We start from the raw sequence: 17,608 nt of genomic DNA on the forward strand, positions 1-17,608 counted from the left end.
GAACGGTCCAGTACGGTCAACGAAGAAAGGCTGCGTAATGATCCTGAGGTCATGGGGTGCGCGAGCACCCATAGGAAACGTGGATTCTTTTCTCGAAACATTTCGAAGCACCATTCAGCCGCACATGGAGGGTTTCGACGGGTATCGCGGCTGTTACCTGCTGCACCGCGAGGAGGGTGACCAGGTTCACATCCAGGTGCTCAGCCTCTGGGACACCCTCGCGTCGATCAGGGGGTTCGCGGGTACCGAGGGGCTGACGGCGGTGGTGTCGCCGACGGTCGCCGGCCTCATGAGCGCGTACGACACCGAGGTCAGGCACGACACCGTGGTCATCGACACCGCGACCGGCCACGGCACGAAACCCGCGACGCGGGGCCAGGGCGACGGATCATGACCCTTCAGTCGTCCGACCTCATGCATCTGTTCGTCGCGGTGACGGTCCTTCTGGTCGTCGCCCACACCGTCGGCCACCTCTTCCTGCTGCTCCGCCAGCCGCCGGTCATCGGGGAGATACTCGGCGGCCTGCTGCTCGGCCCGACCGTGCTCGGCGTGATCGCGCCCGGCGCGCAGGAGTGGCTCTTCCCCTCCTCGGGCTCCGTGGCCGCGGGCCTCGGCGTTCTGTACGAGGTCGGACTGCTCCTGCTCCTGTTCCTGTCCGGCCGGGAGATGGTCGAGCACCGCGGCGGCAGCCGCCGGAAGTCCACCACCGCGATGGCGGTGATCGGAGTCGTGGTGCCCTTCGCGGTCGGCATGTTCGCCGTCCGCTTCGTGGACGTCGACTCGCTGTCCGGGCCGCACGGCACGCAGACGAGCGTCGGGCTGGTCTTCGGTATCGGTGTGGCCGTGACGAGCATCCCGGTGATCTCCCGGATCATGCTCGACCTCGACATCCTGCGTACCGCCTTCGCGCGCACGGTGCTGTCCATCGCCGTGCTCGAAGACGTGGTGCTCTACGTGATGCTGGCCGTGGTGCTCGGTCTGGCGCAGGCGAACTCCGGCACCTCCTACGGCCTGTGGTCGCTGTTCCACAACGACGGCGCGCTGGCCAGCACGGTCTACTACGTGGTGGCCACCCTGGTCTTCTTCGCGGTGTTCCTGCCGCTCGGACGGCAGTTCTTCCGTCTGCTGGCGATCGGTCCGGGAAGCTTCATCGAGAAGCGCAGCCCCACCGGGTTCCGGCTGGTGTACATGCTGCTGATGGCCCTGATCTGCGTCGGTCTGGGCATCAACCCGGTGTTCGGCGCCCTGCTGGCCGGTGCGTCCGCCGCCTCGGCGGACATGCGGGTGACCGTGCCGGAGCAGCGGGCGGCGGCGAGCGCCTCGTGGGAGTCGCTGAAGAAGTTCTCGCTCGCCTTCTTCGTCCCGCTGTACTTCGCCAACGTCGGCGTCCAGCTCGACCTGGCGCACCACTTCGCGCCGCTCTTCTTCGTCGGCTTCCTGGTCATGGCCTGTCTGGTCAAGCTGGGCAGCGTCTGGGCGGGAGCCAGGCTGGCTGGGGAGGACAACCGAGTGGCCGTCCACTTCGCGGTCGCCCTGAACGCGCGCGGCGGACCGGGCATCGTGCTGGCCACGGTGACCCTGGCGGCCGGAATCATCAACGAGGACTTCTACGCCGTACTGGCCATGCTGTCGATCATCACCTCGCAGATCGCCGGCGTGTGGCTGCACGTCTTCCGCAAACAGGTGATCGACATGGCCCAGAGCGGCGCGGCTCCGCCGGAGAAGGCGGAACCGAGCGGCGCGGCCTCCACGACGAGCAGGGGGTAGGCACCGTGGCCGACTTCATCGGAGCCTTCGACCAGAACACCACCGGCACCCGTTTCGCCGTCCTCGACGCGGAGGGCGCCGAGGTGGCCGCCCGTGCGCGGACGCATGCCCAGCTGCGGCCTGCGGACGGCTGGGTGGAGCACGACGCGACGGAGATCTGGGCCAACGCCCGCAGTGTCATGGCCGACGCCCTCGCCGAAGCGGGACTGTCCGCCAGGGATCTGGTGGCCGTGGGCATCACCAACCAGATCGAGACCACCGTGGTCTGGGACCGGCGTACGGGGAAGCCCTACCACCACGCCCTCGTCTGGCAGGACACCCGTACGGACCAGCTGGCCGCCGCCCTTGTCGCGGACGGCCGGGCGGAGACGATCCACCGCAAGGCCGGTCTGGTGAGCAATCCTCACTTCTCCGCCACGAAGATCCAGTGGCTGCTGGAGCATGTGGACGGGCTGCGCGCGGCGGCGGAGCGCGGTGACGCCCTGTTCGGGGGCATGGACACCTGGCTGATCTGGCAGTTGACGGGCGGGCCCGCGGGCGGTCGGCACGTGACCGACGTGACGAACGCCAGCCGCACGATGCTGATGGACCTCACCACGCTGGACTGGGACGACGAACTGCTGGACTTCTTCGGCGTGCCCCGTGCCATGCTGCCCGGGATCCACCCGTCGGCCGCAGGCGACGCCTTCGGCGTCACCGCACGGGACGGCCTGCCGATCGCCGGGGTGCTCGGCGGACCGCAGGCCGCCATGTTCGGCAACGGCTCCTGGGCCACCGGCGAGGCGTGGTGCAATTACGCCCACCGCAACCTGGTCCTGCTCAGCATCGGCGGCGAACCCGTGCGGTCCGCGCACGGCCTCCACACGACGATCGCGTACCAGCTGCCCGGTGAGGCTCCGGTGTACGCGCTGGAGGCGAACATCCAGAACACCGGCGGCGCGGCGCGGTGGGTGGTGGAGGACCTCGGCTCGGTGTCCAGCCCGGCGGCGTTCGAGAAGGCCGCGCTCTCGGTGTCCGGGACCGAGGGCCTGTACTTCGTGCCCGCGTTCACCGGGCTCGGCGCGCCGCGCCCCGCGCCGGAGGCCCGCGGCACGCTGATCGGCCTGGCGCCGGGGCACACCAGGGGCCACCTCGCACGGGCGACCCTGGAATCGGTCGGCTACCGCATGTACGAGGTGTTCGCCGCCATGACCGACGACTGCGGGGTGGTACCCGTCACGCTCGCGGTGGACGGGCCGGCCGCGGCCTCGGACGTCGGCCTGGCGGTCCTGGCCGATGTCACCGGGACGCCCGTGAGCAGGGCCGCGATCGCCGAACCCGCGACACGCGGCGCGGCGTACGCGGCCGGCCTCGGCGCCGGGTACTGGAAGAGCGCCGGAGAGCTCCCCGTGCACCGGCCGGCCGAGGACCGCTGGGAGCCGGGCTGGGGGGCCGGGCGCCGGAGGGAGGCGTTGGCGGACTGGCGCCGCGCGGTGGGCCGCAGCGGACCTCCGGCCGCGGCGGACGAAGGAGCGCGGCCGTAGCGTCCCGTGCCCGTGCCCGTGCCCGTGCCCGTGCCTGTGCCCGTGTCCCGGTCAGCCGGGCACGGGCACAGGCCCCCGCGCGTACCCCGGTCAGCCGAGGGCGTCGAGGGCGGCGAGGATGCCGGCCGGCTCGGCGCGCACCGTGAAGTCGGTGTCGACGAAGGCCCATCGGATGACGCCGGACCGGTCGATGACAAAGGTGGCGGGCACCGGCAGGGTACGCGCGTGGCCGGAATTGACCCGTTCGAGGTCGAGCCCCGACCCGGCGTAGTGGGCCGCCAGCTCGTCGGACAGCTCGAAGGCCACGCCGTACTGCTTCGCCGTGGCCGAGCCGATGTCGCTCAGTACGTCGAAGGCCAGTTCCTGCTTCTCGCTGAGGGACAGCGATTCGTCGGGCACCTCCGGGGATACGGCCACCAGGTGGGCGCCCCGGGCCGTGATGTCCGCGTGGTGCCGCTGGAGGGAGCGCAGCGTCATATTGCAGTAGGGGCACCAGGCGCCCCGGTAGAAGGTCAGCACCACAGGACCGCCGGCGAGGAGGTCCTGGAGAGCGACGGTCCGGCCCGTGGCCGACGGCAGGCTGAAGCGCGGTGCGTGTGCGCCGACGGACAGCGCCCGCTCTGCCTGCCCGGACTCGGCGAGTTCCCGGGCCGCCTTCGCCTTGATCGCCCATCCTTCGGCGGGGTCCTGCCGCCGTTGGACCTCACGGAACGCGCGCAACTCGTCGTTGAGGCTCATGGTCTCCTGACCTTCCTTGAGCTCGGCAGCGGGGGAGGCGAAGACCGGCAGTCGGACCGCGGCCTTTCAACCGTGCGGTGCGTCATCCAACGTAGCGTGGCCCGGCAGTTGAAGGACGGACTTCCGTTCGATGGTGAGTTCGATGGATGCCATGGTGTGCCCCGGTACCTCGGGGGACACCTCACTCGTCAGTGTGATGCGCGTCCGCATCCGCATCCGAATTGAATTGATAGCCTGACACCTCCGCATGCACGAAGAGGTGATTGCTGGATGGCCAAGCGTATGGGCTGCTGCCGCTCCTCGTGGTCTGCCCGCTCCGCCTCTCCGGCACGGCGCGGCACAGGCTGGCACCCAGTGCCGCGACAGGAGCCCTGGGAGGGCGATCCGAGCGGCGGAGGCCGTTCTCGCTTCCCCGGGGCACCGCCCGTTGCCGATCAGCCATGACGACTGCTCGGCGGAACCGCCGGTGAGCAGCTGTCGGTCCTGTGCGTGCACCGAAAACCCTCCCTGTCAGCAGCCCTTAAGGAGAATGACGTATGGGCGTTCTGGAGTCGATCCGCGGGCCGCAGGATCTGAAGAAGCTCGACACCGGTGAGCTGGGCGGACTCGCGAAGGAAATCCGTGAGTTCCTCGTCAACGCCGTTTCCCGCACGGGAGGGCATCTGGGGCCGAACCTGGGTGTGGTGGAGCTGACCATCGCGCTGCACCGGGTCTTCGACTCTCCCAAGGACCGCATCGTCTTCGATGTCGGCCACCAGACGTACGTCCACAAGCTGCTGACGGGACGTCAGGACTTCTCGAAGCTGCGCAAGGAGGGCGGCCTCTCGGGCTATCCGAGCCGCGCCGAGTCGCCGCACGACATCATCGAGAACCAGCACGCCTCCGCGGCGCTCAGCTGGGCCGACGGCCTCGCGAAGGCCGACCGGCTGTCCGGCAGGCGGGACCGCTCCGTGGTCGCGGTGGTCGGCGACGGGGCGCTGACCGGGGGCATGACCTGGGAGGCGATCAACAACATCGCCGCGGACAAGACGCTTCCCCTGGTCATCGTCGTCAACGACAACGGCCACTCGTACAACCCCACCATCGGCGGACTGGCGACCCATCTGGCCGCCCTCCGTACGACGGACGGATACGAGCAGTTCCTGGAGCGCACGAAGAACGTGCTCGACCGCACGCCGTTGGTCGGCCGGTCGGTCTACGACGCACTGCACGGGGCGAAGAAGGGCTTCAAGGACTTCATCGCACCGCAGGGCATGTTCGAGGACCTGGGCCTGAAGTACGTGGGGCCGATCGACGGCCATGACGTGGCGGCCATGGAGAACGCGCTGCGCCGCGCGCAGAGTTTCGGCGGACCGGTGATCGTCCACTGCATCACCGAGAAGGGCCGGGGCTACAGCTTCGCCGAGGAGTCCGACGAGCGCTTCCACCAGGTGAAGGTGATCGACCCGGACACCGGCAAGCCGGTCTCGGTCGCGGGCAAGGACTGGACCACCGTCTTCGGCGAGGAGATGGTGCGGCTCGGCACCGAGCGCGAGGACGTCGTGGCGATCACGGCGGCGATGCAGCGCTCCACGGGGCTCGGACCGTTCGCCGAGCGGTTCCCCGACCGGTTCTTCGACGTCGGGATCGCCGAGCAGCACGCGGCGGCCTGCGCCGCCGGGCTGGCCACGGCCGGACTGCACCCCGTGATCGCGGTGTACGCGACGTTCATGAACCGGTGCTTCGACCAGCTTCTGATGGATGTGGCCCTGCACCACTGCGCTGTGACGTTCATGCTGGACCGCGCGGGCGTCACCGGCGACGACGGCGCGTCGCACAACGGAGTCTGGGACATGGCCGTCCTGCAGGTGGTGCCGGGGCTGCGGGTCGCCGCGCCGCGCGACGCCGACCAGCTGCGGACCCAGATGCGCGAGGCCGTCGAGGTGGCGGACGGTCCCACGGTCGTGCGCTACTCCAAGGGCACGGTCGGTCCCGAGGTGGCCGCCGTCGACACGATCGGCGGGATGGACGTGCTCAGGGGCTCCGCGCAGGACGGGGCCGACGTGCTCCTCGTCTCTGTCGGAGCGCTCGCGCCCATGTGCCTCGACATCGCCGACCGGCTGGCCGAGCAGGGCATCCGTACCACCGTGCTGGACCCCCGGTGGATCAAGCCGGTGAACGAGCAGCTGCCGGCCATCGCCAGCAGGCACGGGCTCGTGGTGACCGTCGAGGACGGGGTGCGGGCCGGGGGTGTCGGCTCCGCCATCGCGCAGTCGCTGCGTGACGCCGAAGTCGACGTTCCCCTGCGTGACTTCGGTGTCCCCGTCGAGTTCCTCGACCACGCCGAGCGCAGCCGGGTCATGGGGCGTGTCGGTCTGACGGCGGCGGACATCGCCCGCCGGGTCTCAGGCGTCTTCGCCGGTCTCGGGCGCGATGAGATGGTGCTCCCGAGCTGACCCGCGGCACGAAGACGCGGCGGGCGTCGGCCTCTGGCCCGGACCGGGTCCGGCAGGCCGGCGCCCGCCCGTAGCGTGACCGGCGGTGCCGGGCCCACGCCCCGGAGCGGGTGCGGGTGCCGGTACGCGGCCAGGAGTCCGAGGCCCGGCTGCGAGCCCGGATCCGCACGGCCGCCGAGCCCAAGGCGGACACCCGCCGGCAGGGGCACCTTGTGCCCGATGGCGCCTCTCCGTCCGGCGGACCGCGCCGTCATTCGACGGTGGGTACATGTGGTGTAGGCGCGCACACCCCGGGGTAGTTGAACTGCCATGTGTGACGGGGGATGCCGCTGATGAACCTGTTCTCTCCAGTTGACGACTCTTCCTTCTCTCCGGAGGCCGGGCCCGCCCCGTGGGTCGTGTGCTCGTGGACGTGAGCACGGTGTGCCTTCCGGAGGGCGTCCGCCTGGTCGAGCGCGCGAAGGATCTCCCGCGCCGGGAGTGGGACGCGCTGACACGCCCCTCCGACATTTTCCTGACCACGCGCTGGCTGGACGTGGTCGAAGGAACCGCGGGTGTCCCCATGGCCTACCTGCTGGCCGAGCGTGGCGGACGGCTTGTCGCGGGACTGGCCACCGCCCTGGCCGGTGCGACGGTTCCCTGGTCGCTCGGCCGCCCCGACTACGTCCTGGGGAAGAGCGCCGAGGCGGAACTGCCCGGCGCGGAGGAGTTCCTCGCCGCTCTGCGGACCGGGCCCACCGAGGCCCTGATGCCGACGCTGCTGGCCGGCGGCCGTCATCTCGGTCACACCCGGATCCTGTACGGGGAACTGGCGTCGGCCGATGACCTCGCCGCCCTGGTCGCCGCCGCGGAGGGACTCGCCCGCGCCGCGGGTGCGGCAAGTGTGACCTTCCTCTACGTGGACGAGACGGACGTTGAGCTGACGGGAGTTCTGGCCCTGCGCGGGTACCGGAACTACACGTCGGGGCGGTACAGCTCGCTGCGCGTACCGGCCGACGGGTTCCCCGGCTACCTGGCCGGGCTCCCGAGCAAACGGCGTATCTCCATCAACGCCGAGCGGCGAAGGCTCCACGACGAGGGCTGCCGGATATCCGTGGAGTCCCTCGACGGCGCCGACCTCGCCCGCTTCGCCGCACTCGAGGCGGAGCTCATGCGGAAGTACGGCATCGAGTGGCGCGACGACCAGTCGCTGCCCACACTCGTTCAGATCCGGGACCGATTCGGAGACGACGCCTTCGCGCTCGTTGCCCGCGCGGACGGGGCGGTCCGCGGGTTCGGTCTGATTCTGCGGTACCAGAACCACTGGTACGCACGCCAGAGCGGCTTCGACTACGCATATCAGGGGAACAAGCGGCTGCCGCTGTATTTCGAGGTCCTCTACTACCGCCTCCTGGAAGAGGCCGCCGCAGCCGGCGTCACCACCATTTACTACGGCCACGGCAGCGAGAAGACCAAACTTTCACGCGGCTGCGTGGCGAGCGACCAGTTCTGTCATGTGCTGAGCCTGTGAGAACAGCCGTCTCGATAATTCACCTGTGAAAGGGTTGGAATGCCGCACAACAGCGAAAAGAACGTGTTCGCGGTCGTCGAGAACTTCATGGGGGCCCTGGGCCGCACCGTGTTGCAGGCGGCGCGTGCCGAAGGACTGCACGTCGCGATGGTGACCCGGGACGTGTCCCGCTACACCCCGGACCAGAGGGCCCGTGAGGCGTTCGAGGCATGCGTCGACGACGTGATCGAGGCGGACCCGCACGAAGGTGCCGAGGTGATCGCGGCGCTCGACCAGAGGTACGCGCGGAGCGAGCTGCGAGGGGTCTACACGAACATCGACCACTATGTTCCGGTCGTGGCCGAGGTCGCGCGCACCCTGGGACTGCCCGGTCTCGATCCCGACGCCGCCCACACCTGCCGGAACAAGCTGAGGATGAGGCAGGCGGCCGAGAAGGCGGGCGTGCCTGTCCCGGCGTGGGCCTGGGTCCGTTCGGAGGACGAGGCCGTGGCCGCCGTCGAGCGCGTCGGGCTGCCGTGCGTCGTGAAGCCGATGACGGACGCCGGGAGTCTGGACGTCAGGCTCTGCCGCACGAGGGAGGAGGCGATCGCGCACTACCACTCCATCTCCTCGGTTCCCACCGACTACTTCGGCGGGCGGCGCCTTCCCGGCGCACTCGTGGAGGAGTACCTCATCGGGTTCGAGGTGAGCGTCGAGTCCTTCACCTTCCGTGGTGAGCGCACCCTGATCGGCGTGACCGACAAGGGACTGGGTGCGCATCCGCACTTCGTCGAGACCGGGGACGTCTTCCCCTCACTCCTTTCGCGGTCCGTCCAGAAAGAGCTGTCCGACACGGCGTTCGCCGCACTCGATGCCGTCGGACACGACTTCGGGTGCGCCCATGTCGAGGTCAGGATGACGGGCTCCGGTCCCAAGCTGATCGAGGTCAACGCGCGCATGCCCGGAGGCCAGATCACTCGTCTCATCCGCGAGAGCACCGGGTTTCACCTTCAGCGCGAGCACGTACGGATGCACTCCGGGGAGGAACCCGACCTCACGTTGCGCGCGCTCGGCTCCGCGGCCTCGCGATTCCTCTCCGCGCCCCGCGAAGGCACTGTGCGCGCGGTGCACGGTCTCGACATGCTCGGACGTACTCCGGGTGTCGTGGCGGTGGACCTGCACGTGGCCCCCGGCGACGAGGTGCGCATCCCGGAGAACAACGTCGACCTGCTCGGCAGCATCGTGGTGCGCGGGCGGGACAGCGGCGAAGCCCTTCGCAGGGCGGACGCGGCGGCGGGGCAGATCGGGATCGACGTCATGTGACGCCGCGCGCGGTCCGCCGATGGCATCCGCGCGGGTGTGGCCGCCTCGCGGGCGGGACCGGTGCCGTGCCGGTGCGCCGCACGGATCATTTCCGTCCCCGAGGGGCTGTGGCGATTCGCCGTGGAATGAATGATGACGGCGGGTTCTTGCCCGGCGAGGATTGGCCTGGATACGCTTCCGGAGTTTTCGATCCTGTGCCACATCGAGGATAGGGTGAACCAGTTGAATATCAACAGCACGGGCCACCATATGCCGGCATGGACTGATTCCGGATCACTTGGCCGCCTTCCGGATTCTCATCGCGCCGAAGAATCACTTATGCCGAAGCATACGGAATTCGTCCTCCGTACCGGGATCGGCCGGAAGGCCCCGGTCCCTGTCACGGGAATCGAGAAGCGAATTCCCGGCAGTGGGTTCGCCGACATCCGGCAGGGGGGCACCGCTGGCGGGGGCGGCGAGGTCATAGCCCGGAAGCCAGCCGCGTGAAGAGAGGTGAGGGGCCCACGCCGGAGCCGACGGCCGCCCCCGCCGATCGGCCGTACGCGCGGCGTGCGGCCGTGGCCAGCATGGTCGGGGCGGTCTTCGAGTGGTACGACTTCTACCTGTACGGCATAGCCGCCGCGCTGGTGTTCAACAAGATCTTCTTCACGGACCTCGATTCCACGGCCGGTCAACTCGCCGCCTTCGCCACCTACGCGGTCGGCTTCGTGGCCCGTCCGCTCGGCGCCGTGTTCGCCGGCCAGATCGCCGACCGGCACGGCCGCCGGCTCGTGCTCATCCTGTCGTTGGTCACCATGGGCGTGGTCACCACCATGGTCGGGATGTTGCCGACCTATCGCCAGGTGGGTGTGGCGGCGCCCATCGCGCTGGTCCTTCTGCGCCTGATCCAGGGCGTGGCGGCCGGAGCCGAGCAGGGCGGGGCCGCGGTGTTCATGGTCGAGCACTCGGGTGCCCGCCGTCGCGGCAGGTGGGGCAGCCTGGCGACTTCGGGCGCGGGACTCGGGCTGCTCTTCGCTTCGGGGGCCTTCTTCTTCCTCCAGCGCTTCGTCAGCATGCAGGACATCCTGGCCGGGGCCTGGCGCATCCCCTTCCTGATCAGCCCCGTGCTCATCATCGTCGGGCTGGTCATCAGGGCAACGGTTCCGGAACCGGAGGTCTTCGAGCGTGCCCAGGAGACCGACGGCACCCGGCCGAACGCCTTCGTCGACCTCCTGCGCAACCATCGGAGGCAACTCGCCCTGGGGATAGGCCTGCGGATCTCGCAGACCACCGCTTCCTACTTCTACACCGTGTTCTCCGTCTACTACATCGGTGTGGTGCTGGGGAAGGCGTCCTCGGTCGGATCGGCCGCGGTGGCTGTGAGTTCGGCACTGAGCCTTGTCAGCGCGCCCTTCTGGGGGGTCGTGTCCGACCGGGCCGGACGGCGCCGCTGGTATCTGTTCGGTGCCATCGGCAGCGCGGTGTTCATCACCCCCTTCTTCCTTCTCGTCGACACGCGGTCGCCGGTGCTGATCGGACTGGCTGTGATCTGCGGGCTCAACGTGTTCCACGACGCCATGTCCGCGCCCCAGCCGGCCTGGCTCAGCGAACTGTTCCCCACGTCGGTACGCAGCAGCGGTGTGGGCATGAGCTACCAGATCGGTGCCGTGCTCGGCGGTGGGATCCTGCCACTGGTGGGTGTGTTCCTGCTGATGGCCGGCTCCGGCAGGCCGTGGCTGATCGTCGCCTACTTCGGGTTGCTGTCCGCGGTGACCATCACCGCCGCGTTCCTGGCCCCGGAGGCCGGTTCCCGAGGACTCGAACAGGTGGAACAGGCCAAGGCCTGAACGGCCGGAAGGAGGTCCCGGCCGACCTGCTTCCTGTCCCGCACCGCTCCGGCGGGCCCGAGGAGACGCCGAGCGCCGTCCTCGGGCCCGCCGGCCCGGCAGCTCCGGGCCCAGCCGCCCGCGGGTGACGCCCGCACAGCGGCGTCAGCCGTACATCCGGCAGCCCTTGAGAACGCCGCACGGCGCGAAGGCCGCTCCGTGCAAGCGCTGTGTGCACGCGCTCTGTGCCGTGGGGGAGACCAGTGAGCTCCGCAGCGTGCCGCTGAAGGCCCTCAGATGTCGCGGAAGATCTCGATCTGCGCGCCCACGGAGTTGAGCCGCTCCGCCAGCTCCTCGTAACCCCGGTTGATGACGTACACGTTGCGCAGGACGGATGTGCCCTCGGCCGCCATCATGGCGAGCAGGACCACCACCGCCGGGCGCAGGGCGGGCGGGCACATCATCTCGGCGGCACGCCAGCGGGTGGGGCCTTCGACCAGCACCCGGTGCGGGTCGAGGAGCTGGAGTCTGCCGCCGAGGCGGTTCAGGTCGGTGAGGTAGATGGCGCGGTTGTCGTAGACCCAGTCGTGGATGAGGGTCTGGCCGTGGGCCGAGGCGGCGATCGCCGCGAAGAAGGGCACGTTGTCGATGTTGAGCCCGGGGAACGGCATGGGGTGGATCTTGTCGATCGGCGCCTCCAGCTTGGAGGGGCGGACCGTCAGGTCGACCAGGCGGGTGCGGCCGTTGTCGGCGGCGTACTCCGTCGTGCGGTCGCAGTCGACGCCCATCTCCTCCAGGACGGCGAGCTCGATCTCCAGGAACTCGATCGGCACCCGGCGGATCGTCAGTTCGGACTCCGTGACGACGGCGGCGGCGAGGAGGCTCATCGCCTCGACCGGGTCCTCGGAGGGGGAGTAGTCGACGTCCACGTCGATGTGCGGGACGCCGTGCACGGTCAGGGTCGTCGTACCGATGCCCTCCACGCGTATGCCCAGGGCCTCCAGGAAGAAACAGAGGTCCTGGACCATGTAGTTGGAGGAGGCGTTGCGGATGACGGTCGTGCCGTCGTGCCGGGCGGCGGCCAGCAGGGCGTTCTCGGTCACGGTGTCGCCGCGCTCGGTCAGCACGATGGGGCGGCCGGGGGAGACCGAGTGGTCGACCTGGGCGTGGTAGATCCCCTCGGTCGCGGCGATCTCCAGGCCGAAACGGCGCAGCGCGATCATGTGGGGCTCGATGGTGCGGGTTCCCAGGTCGCAGCCGCCCGCGTAGGGGAGCTTGAAGCGGTCCATGCGGTGCAGCAGCGGGCCGAGGAACATGATGATGGAACGGGTGCGGCGGGCGGCGTCCGCGTCGATGGCGTCCATGTCGAGGCGGGCGGGCGGAACGATCTCCAGGTCGGTCCCGTCATTGATCCAGCGGGTCCGCACGCCGATGGAGTTCAGCACCTCCAGGAGGCGGTAGACCTCCTCGATGCGGGCGACCCGGCGGAGCACGGTACGGCCCTTGTTGAGGAGCGAGGCGCAGAGCAGTGCCACGCACGCGTTCTTGCTCGTCTTGACGTCGATGGAACCGGAGAGCCTGCGGCCACCGACCACGCGCAGGTGCATCGGCCCGGCGTAGCCGAGCGACACGATCTCGCTGTCGAGCGCCTCACCGATGCGCGCGATCATCTCAAGGCTGATGTTCTGATTGCCGCGCTCGATGCGGTTCACGGCGCTCTGGCTGGTGCCGAGCGCCTCGGCGAGCTGGCTCTGCGTCCAGCCACGGTGCTGCCGGGCGTCACGTATGAGCTTGCCGATGCGTACGAGGTAATCGTCTGACATGGCGAAAGGTTATCTCAGATATGAGATGTGCCGAACGGTGGGGTGCGGCATTCGAGTGACACATGCGCGTGTCGGCACGGCAGTTGTGCCCCGAGGTGTAAAGGCGCGGCCCGGGGTGCTTCGTGCGTTCCATGGTCCGCCCGGATCGCCGCGGCCGCCCGCGGTGCGCGTCCGTACGGGGCAAGGGCAAGGGCAAGGGCATGCCGGGGCGGGGACGGGGAGGCGGAGAACAGGGGGAGCGCCGGGTTCCGGACGGTGTCCGGGCCCGGCGCTCGGGGAACGGTCAGTCCTCGAAGCCCGCGCTGTGGAGGATGGCGTCGATACGGGCGCGGTGCGCCGCCTCCCAGGCGTCGAGGCTTTCTCCGGCCTCCTCGGCCGCCCGTGCCCGCGCGTCCAGGAGCGTCTGCTCGTGCCCGGTGCGCGGGACGACCACGACGCCTTCCTCGTCGGCCACCACGATGTCACCGGCGGCCACCGTCACCCCGCCGCACCGCACGGGGTGGTTGAGCGGCCCGACGGCCTTCTTCGCACCCGGAATGGGGATGACGCCCCGGGCGAAGACCGGGAAGGCTATCGCGCGGACCTCGGCGAGGTCGCGGATCACACCGTCGGTCACGAGGGCGGCGATGCCGCGGCGTTGGGCGACGGCGCACATGTTGCCGCCGGCGAGCGCGTGGCCGACGTCGCCCGATTCGACGACGATGACGGAGCCGGGCTCCGCGCGGTGGATGGCCGCGTGCAGCATGAGGTTGTCGCCGGGCGGGCACCGCACCGTGAACGCCGGACCGGCGATCCGGGGGGTCGGGGCCCAGAGTGGCCGGACGCCGGTTTCCATGACCTGCCCGCGCCCCAGAAGGTCGGCGAGGGTGGTCGGGCAGATGTCCTTGAACTCGCTCGCGTCGTTCATGTTCCTCCGTCGTCCGATTCGGTTCCGTGCGTCAGGTTCCGTGCGTCAGATTCCGTGTGTCGAGTTCTGTGCGTCAGGTGTCGTACAGGCCGTCCCAGGGGGCGTGGAAGCCGAGCCCGTCGGGGTACAGCTCGGCCCGCTCTCCCCCGCCGTCCGCCCCCTCGCCCTCCTCATTCTTCTCACTCCTCTCGACGATCAGGCCGAAGAGCACGTCATCGACGGTCAGCCGGAACGGCCGCACCGCGATGTCGCCGTACGCGCGTCCGGGGAGGCCGTCCAGGAGCTCCGCCAGCCGGGCCCGGGCCCGTGCCATGACGGAGTCCTCGCCGTGGGGGCGGCGCAGCTGTCCGGCCCAGGTGCCGATGTACTGGATGTCCGAGCCGGTGTGCCGCCCTTCCGGGTCGAAGCGGTGGAGGACGGTGTAGAGGCGTTTGTGCTCCGCCCAGTCGTTCCCGGGGGTGTACCCCTCGGGGAAGGCGTAACTGACCGAGGCGAGGAACTGCCCGTCCGCGTACCGCCCGATGGTGTCGGTCCGGTAGCCGGGCTCGTGGGCGATCGGGATGGTCTCGGGGGCTGTCATGGCGAAACCATAGGGGCGGGCTCGGACAGGGCGGTGTCCGGAGCGGCGAACCCGACCGGCGGCACCGGGCGGGGGCGGACGAGCGGGGCGGTGCGGGGTGGGGGAGAGTGGCGCGGGGGGACGACGGTGCCCGGGGCATGACCGTGCCGGAGCGATGTACTAGAGTTATCTCGACATCGAGATATATGCCGAAGGCGCACCGCAGTCCGCCCGATGGTAAGGGTTACCTAACTAAGCCTTACCTTAGCGGATGGTCGAGGTGCCGTAGGCGGCACCACGCGGCGCCCGGCGTAGTGAGGCGCGGCGCGGAGTACGCGCACATTGATGAAGGAGACTGTCGTGTCGGCGAACAGCTTCGACGCCCGCAGCACGCTGCGCGTGGGCGACGAGTCGTACGAGATCTTCAGGCTGGACAAGGTCGAGGGCTCCGCGCGCCTCCCCTACAGCCTGAAGGTGCTGCTGGAGAACCTGCTCCGCACCGAGGACGGCGCGAACATCACCGCCGACCATATCCGGGCGCTCGGTGGCTGGGACTCCCAGGCACAGCCCAGCCAGGAGATCCAGTTCACGCCGGCTCGCGTGATCATGCAGGACTTCACCGGTGTGCCGTGCGTCGTGGACCTCGCCACCATGCGTGAGGCCGTCAAGGAGCTGGGCGGCGACCCGGCCAAGATCAACCCGCTCGCCCCGGCCGAGCTGGTCATCGACCACTCCGTCATCGCCGACAAGTTCGGCACCAACGACGCGTTCGCCCAGAACGTCGAGCTGGAGTACGGCCGCAACAAGGAGCGCTACCAGTTCCTGCGCTGGGGCCAGACCGCCTTCGACGAGTTCAAGGTCGTCCCCCCGGGCACCGGCATCGTCCACCAGGTGAACATCGAGAAGCTGGCCCGCACGGTCATGGTCCGGGGCGGCCAGGCCTACCCCGACACCCTCGTCGGCACCGACTCGCACACCACCATGGTCAACGGCCTCGGCGTGCTGGGCTGGGGCGTCGGCGGCATCGAGGCCGAGGCCGCGATGCTGGGCCAGCCGGTCTCGATGCTCATCCCGCGCGTCGTCGGCTTCAAGCTGACCGGCGAGCTCCCGGCCGGCACCACCGCCACCGACCTGGTGCTGACCATCACCGAGATGCTCCGCAAGCACGGTGTCGTCGGCAAGTTCGTCGAGTTCTACGGTGAGGGCGTCGCCGCCACCTCGCTCGCCAACCGCGCCACCATCGGCAACATGTCGCCGGAGTTCGGCTCCACCGCCGCGATCTTCCCGATCGACGACGAGACGCTGAAGTACCTCCGCCTGACCGGCCGTGACGAGCAGCAGGTCGCGCTCGTCGAGGCGTACGCCAAGGAGCAGGGCCTCTGGCTCGACCCGGCCGCCGAGCCGGACTTCTCCGAGAAGCTGGAGCTGGACCTCTCGACGGTCGTCCCGTCGATCGCCGGTCCGAAGCGCCCGCAGGACCGCATCGTCCTGGCCAACGCCGCCGAGCAGTTCAAGAGCGACGTCCTGAACTACGTGGCCACCGCCGACGAGGCGGGCGAGGAGTCCTTCCCGGCCTCCGACGCCCCGGCCGCCGCCAACGGCACCCCGTCGAACCCGGTCACCGTGACCGCCCCCGACGGCTCGACCTACCAGATCGACCACGGCGCCGTCACCGTCGCCGCGATCACCTCCTGCACCAACACCTCGAACCCGTACGTCATGGTCGCCGCGGCGCTCGTGGCGAAGAAGGCGGTCGAGAAGGGCCTGTCCCGCAAGCCGTGGGTCAAGACGACTCTCGCCCCGGGCTCGAAGGTCGTCACCGACTACTTCGACAAGGCGGGCCTGACCCCGTACCTCGACAAGGTCGGCTTCAACCTCGTCGGCTACGGCTGCACCACCTGCATCGGCAACTCCGGCCCGCTGCCGGAGGAGGTCTCCAAGGCGGTCAACGAGCACGACCTGGCCGTGACCTCGGTGCTCTCCGGCAACCGTAACTTCGAGGGCCGGATCAACCCCGACGTCAAGATGAACTACCTGGCGTCCCCGCCGCTGGTCGTCGCGTACGCCATCGCCGGTTCGATGAAGGTCGACATCACCAAGGACGCCCTGGGCACCGACCAGGACGGCAAGCCGGTCTACCTCGCGGACATCTGGCCCTCCGAGGCCGAGGTGAACGACGTCGTCGCCAACTCCATCGGCGAGGACATGTTCAACAAGTCCTACCAGGACGTCTTCGCGGGCGACGCCCAGTGGCAGGCGCTGTCGATCCCGACCGGCAACACCTTCGAGTGGGATCCGCAGTCCACCTACGTGCGCAAGCCCCCGTACTTCGAGGGCATGACGATGGAGACGACCCCGGTCGCCGACATCACGGGCGCCCGTGTCCTCGCCAAGCTGGGCGACTCGGTCACCACCGACCACATCTCCCCGGCCGGTGCGATCAAGGCCGACACCCCGGCGGGCACGTACCTCACGGAGCACGGCGTCGAGCGTCGCGACTTCAACTCCTACGGCTCGCGCCGTGGTAACCACGAGGTCATGATCCGCGGCACGTTCGCCAACATCCGCCTGCGCAACCAGATCGCCCCGGGCACCGAGGGTGGCTTCACCCGCGACTTCACCCAGGACGGCGCGCCGGTCGCGTTCATCTACGACGCCTCGCAGAACTACCAGGCCGCCGGCACCCCGCTGGTCATCCTGGCGGGCAAGGAGTACGGCTCCGGCTCGTCCCGCGACTGGGCCGCCAAGGGCACCGCGCTCCTCGGCGTCAAGGCCGTCATCGCCGAGTCCTACGAGCGCATCCACCGCTCGAACCTCATCGGCATGGGCGTCCTCCCGCTCCAGTTCCCCGAGGGCGCGAACGCCGAGTCCCTGGGCCTGACCGGCGAGGAGACCTTCTCCTTCACCGGTGTGACCGAGCTGAACGACGGCACCACGCCGCGCACCGTCAAGGTGTCCACCGACACCGGTGTGGAGTTCGACGCGGTCGTCCGCATCGACACCCCCGGCGAGGCGGACTACTACCGCAACGGCGGCATCATGCAGTACGTGCTCCGCAGCCTGATCCGCAAGTAACAGCGGGTCCGGCCGGGCACCGGGCCGCCCCCTCCGCAGCACGCGGAGGGGGCGGCCCTCTTCCGTACCGGTGTCCTGTACCGGAGGTGCCCCCGAGGAATGCGATCGTGGGCGGACGGGTTCACCCAGCGACAGCGCAAGCGGCCTCGTACGGAAGAGAGCGG

At 69.6% G+C, this 17,608-nt stretch carries 12 protein-coding genes; 8 read left to right on the plus strand and 4 right to left on the minus strand.

Annotated features, from left to right (window positions below; translation table 11 throughout):
* Nucleotides 1-124: 124 nt before the first annotated feature.
* The 3 genes from ACFVWY_RS27150 to ACFVWY_RS27160 are packed head-to-tail and all read left to right on the plus strand — an operon-like array spanning nt 125 to nt 3,290.
* On the plus strand, nt 125-394 hold the full coding sequence (locus ACFVWY_RS27150; protein WP_389877053.1) for a hypothetical protein: 270 nt from the start codon (nt 125-127) through the stop codon (nt 392-394).
* Nucleotides 391-1,767, plus strand: a complete 1,377-nt coding sequence (locus ACFVWY_RS27155) for a cation:proton antiporter (RefSeq protein ID WP_389877055.1) — start codon at nt 391-393, stop codon at nt 1,765-1,767. The genes ACFVWY_RS27150 and ACFVWY_RS27155 overlap by 4 nt, the downstream gene beginning before the upstream one ends.
* Nucleotides 1,768-1,772: 5 nt before the next feature.
* A complete protein-coding gene (locus ACFVWY_RS27160; RefSeq protein ID WP_389877057.1) occupies nt 1,773-3,290 on the plus strand; it encodes an FGGY family carbohydrate kinase in 1,518 nt (505 codons plus the stop codon).
* 90 nt (nt 3,291-3,380) lie between these two features.
* On the opposite strand, the gene ACFVWY_RS27165 is transcribed toward ACFVWY_RS27160, so the two are convergent.
* On the minus strand, nt 3,381-4,028 hold the full coding sequence (locus tag ACFVWY_RS27165) for a peroxiredoxin-like family protein (RefSeq protein WP_389877059.1): 648 nt from the start codon (nt 4,026-4,028) through the stop codon (nt 3,381-3,383).
* Nucleotides 4,029-4,564: 536 nt separating this feature from the next.
* Between ACFVWY_RS27165 and dxs the strand changes: the two genes are divergently transcribed.
* The 4 genes from dxs to ACFVWY_RS27185 all read left to right on the plus strand — a co-directional run bounded on the left by dxs (nt 4,565) and on the right by ACFVWY_RS27185 (nt 11,101).
* Nucleotides 4,565-6,463 (plus strand): 1-deoxy-D-xylulose-5-phosphate synthase, encoded by a 1,899-nt coding sequence (dxs, locus tag ACFVWY_RS27170; RefSeq protein WP_389877061.1) that lies wholly within the window; start codon nt 4,565-4,567, stop codon nt 6,461-6,463.
* 412 nt (nt 6,464-6,875) lie between these two features.
* Complete coding sequence (locus ACFVWY_RS27175) at nt 6,876-7,973, plus strand: GNAT family N-acetyltransferase (protein WP_389877062.1); 1,098 nt, start codon at nt 6,876-6,878, stop codon at nt 7,971-7,973.
* Between the two features lie 39 nt (nt 7,974-8,012).
* A complete protein-coding gene (locus tag ACFVWY_RS27180; protein WP_389877064.1) occupies nt 8,013-9,275 on the plus strand; it encodes an ATP-grasp domain-containing protein in 1,263 nt (420 codons plus the stop codon).
* 566 nt (nt 9,276-9,841) lie between these two features.
* Nucleotides 9,842-11,101, plus strand: a complete 1,260-nt coding sequence (locus ACFVWY_RS27185) for an MFS transporter (protein WP_389877165.1) — start codon at nt 9,842-9,844, stop codon at nt 11,099-11,101.
* A 272-nt stretch (nt 11,102-11,373) separates the two neighbouring features.
* Here ACFVWY_RS27185 and ACFVWY_RS27190 read toward each other — a convergent pair whose 3' ends face one another.
* From ACFVWY_RS27190 to ACFVWY_RS27200, 3 genes are all read right to left on the minus strand, one after another.
* Entirely contained in the window at nt 11,374-12,903 is a 1,530-nt protein-coding gene (locus ACFVWY_RS27190) for a helix-turn-helix domain-containing protein (RefSeq protein WP_389877066.1), read from the minus strand.
* A 283-nt stretch (nt 12,904-13,186) separates the two neighbouring features.
* Nucleotides 13,187-13,810, minus strand: a complete 624-nt coding sequence (locus tag ACFVWY_RS27195) for an RraA family protein (RefSeq protein ID WP_389877068.1) — start codon at nt 13,808-13,810, stop codon at nt 13,187-13,189.
* Nucleotides 13,811-13,883: 73 nt separating this feature from the next.
* The gene (locus ACFVWY_RS27200; RefSeq protein ID WP_389877070.1) at nt 13,884-14,390 is read right to left on the minus strand and encodes a hypothetical protein; all 507 of its coding nucleotides are present in this window, start codon (nt 14,388-14,390) and stop codon (nt 13,884-13,886) included.
* A gap of 339 nt (nt 14,391-14,729) precedes the next feature.
* On the opposite strand from ACFVWY_RS27200, the gene acnA reads away from it, so the two are divergent.
* Nucleotides 14,730-17,444 carry an aconitate hydratase AcnA gene (acnA, locus tag ACFVWY_RS27205; RefSeq protein WP_389877073.1) on the plus strand — a complete coding sequence of 905 codons (2,715 nt, stop codon included), beginning with the start codon at nt 14,730-14,732 and terminating at the stop codon, nt 17,442-17,444.
* Nucleotides 17,445-17,608: the final 164 nt, after the last annotated feature.

Source organism: Streptomyces sp. NPDC058195 (genome assembly GCF_042883525.1).
Classification (GTDB): domain Bacteria; phylum Actinomycetota; class Actinomycetes; order Streptomycetales; family Streptomycetaceae; genus Streptomyces.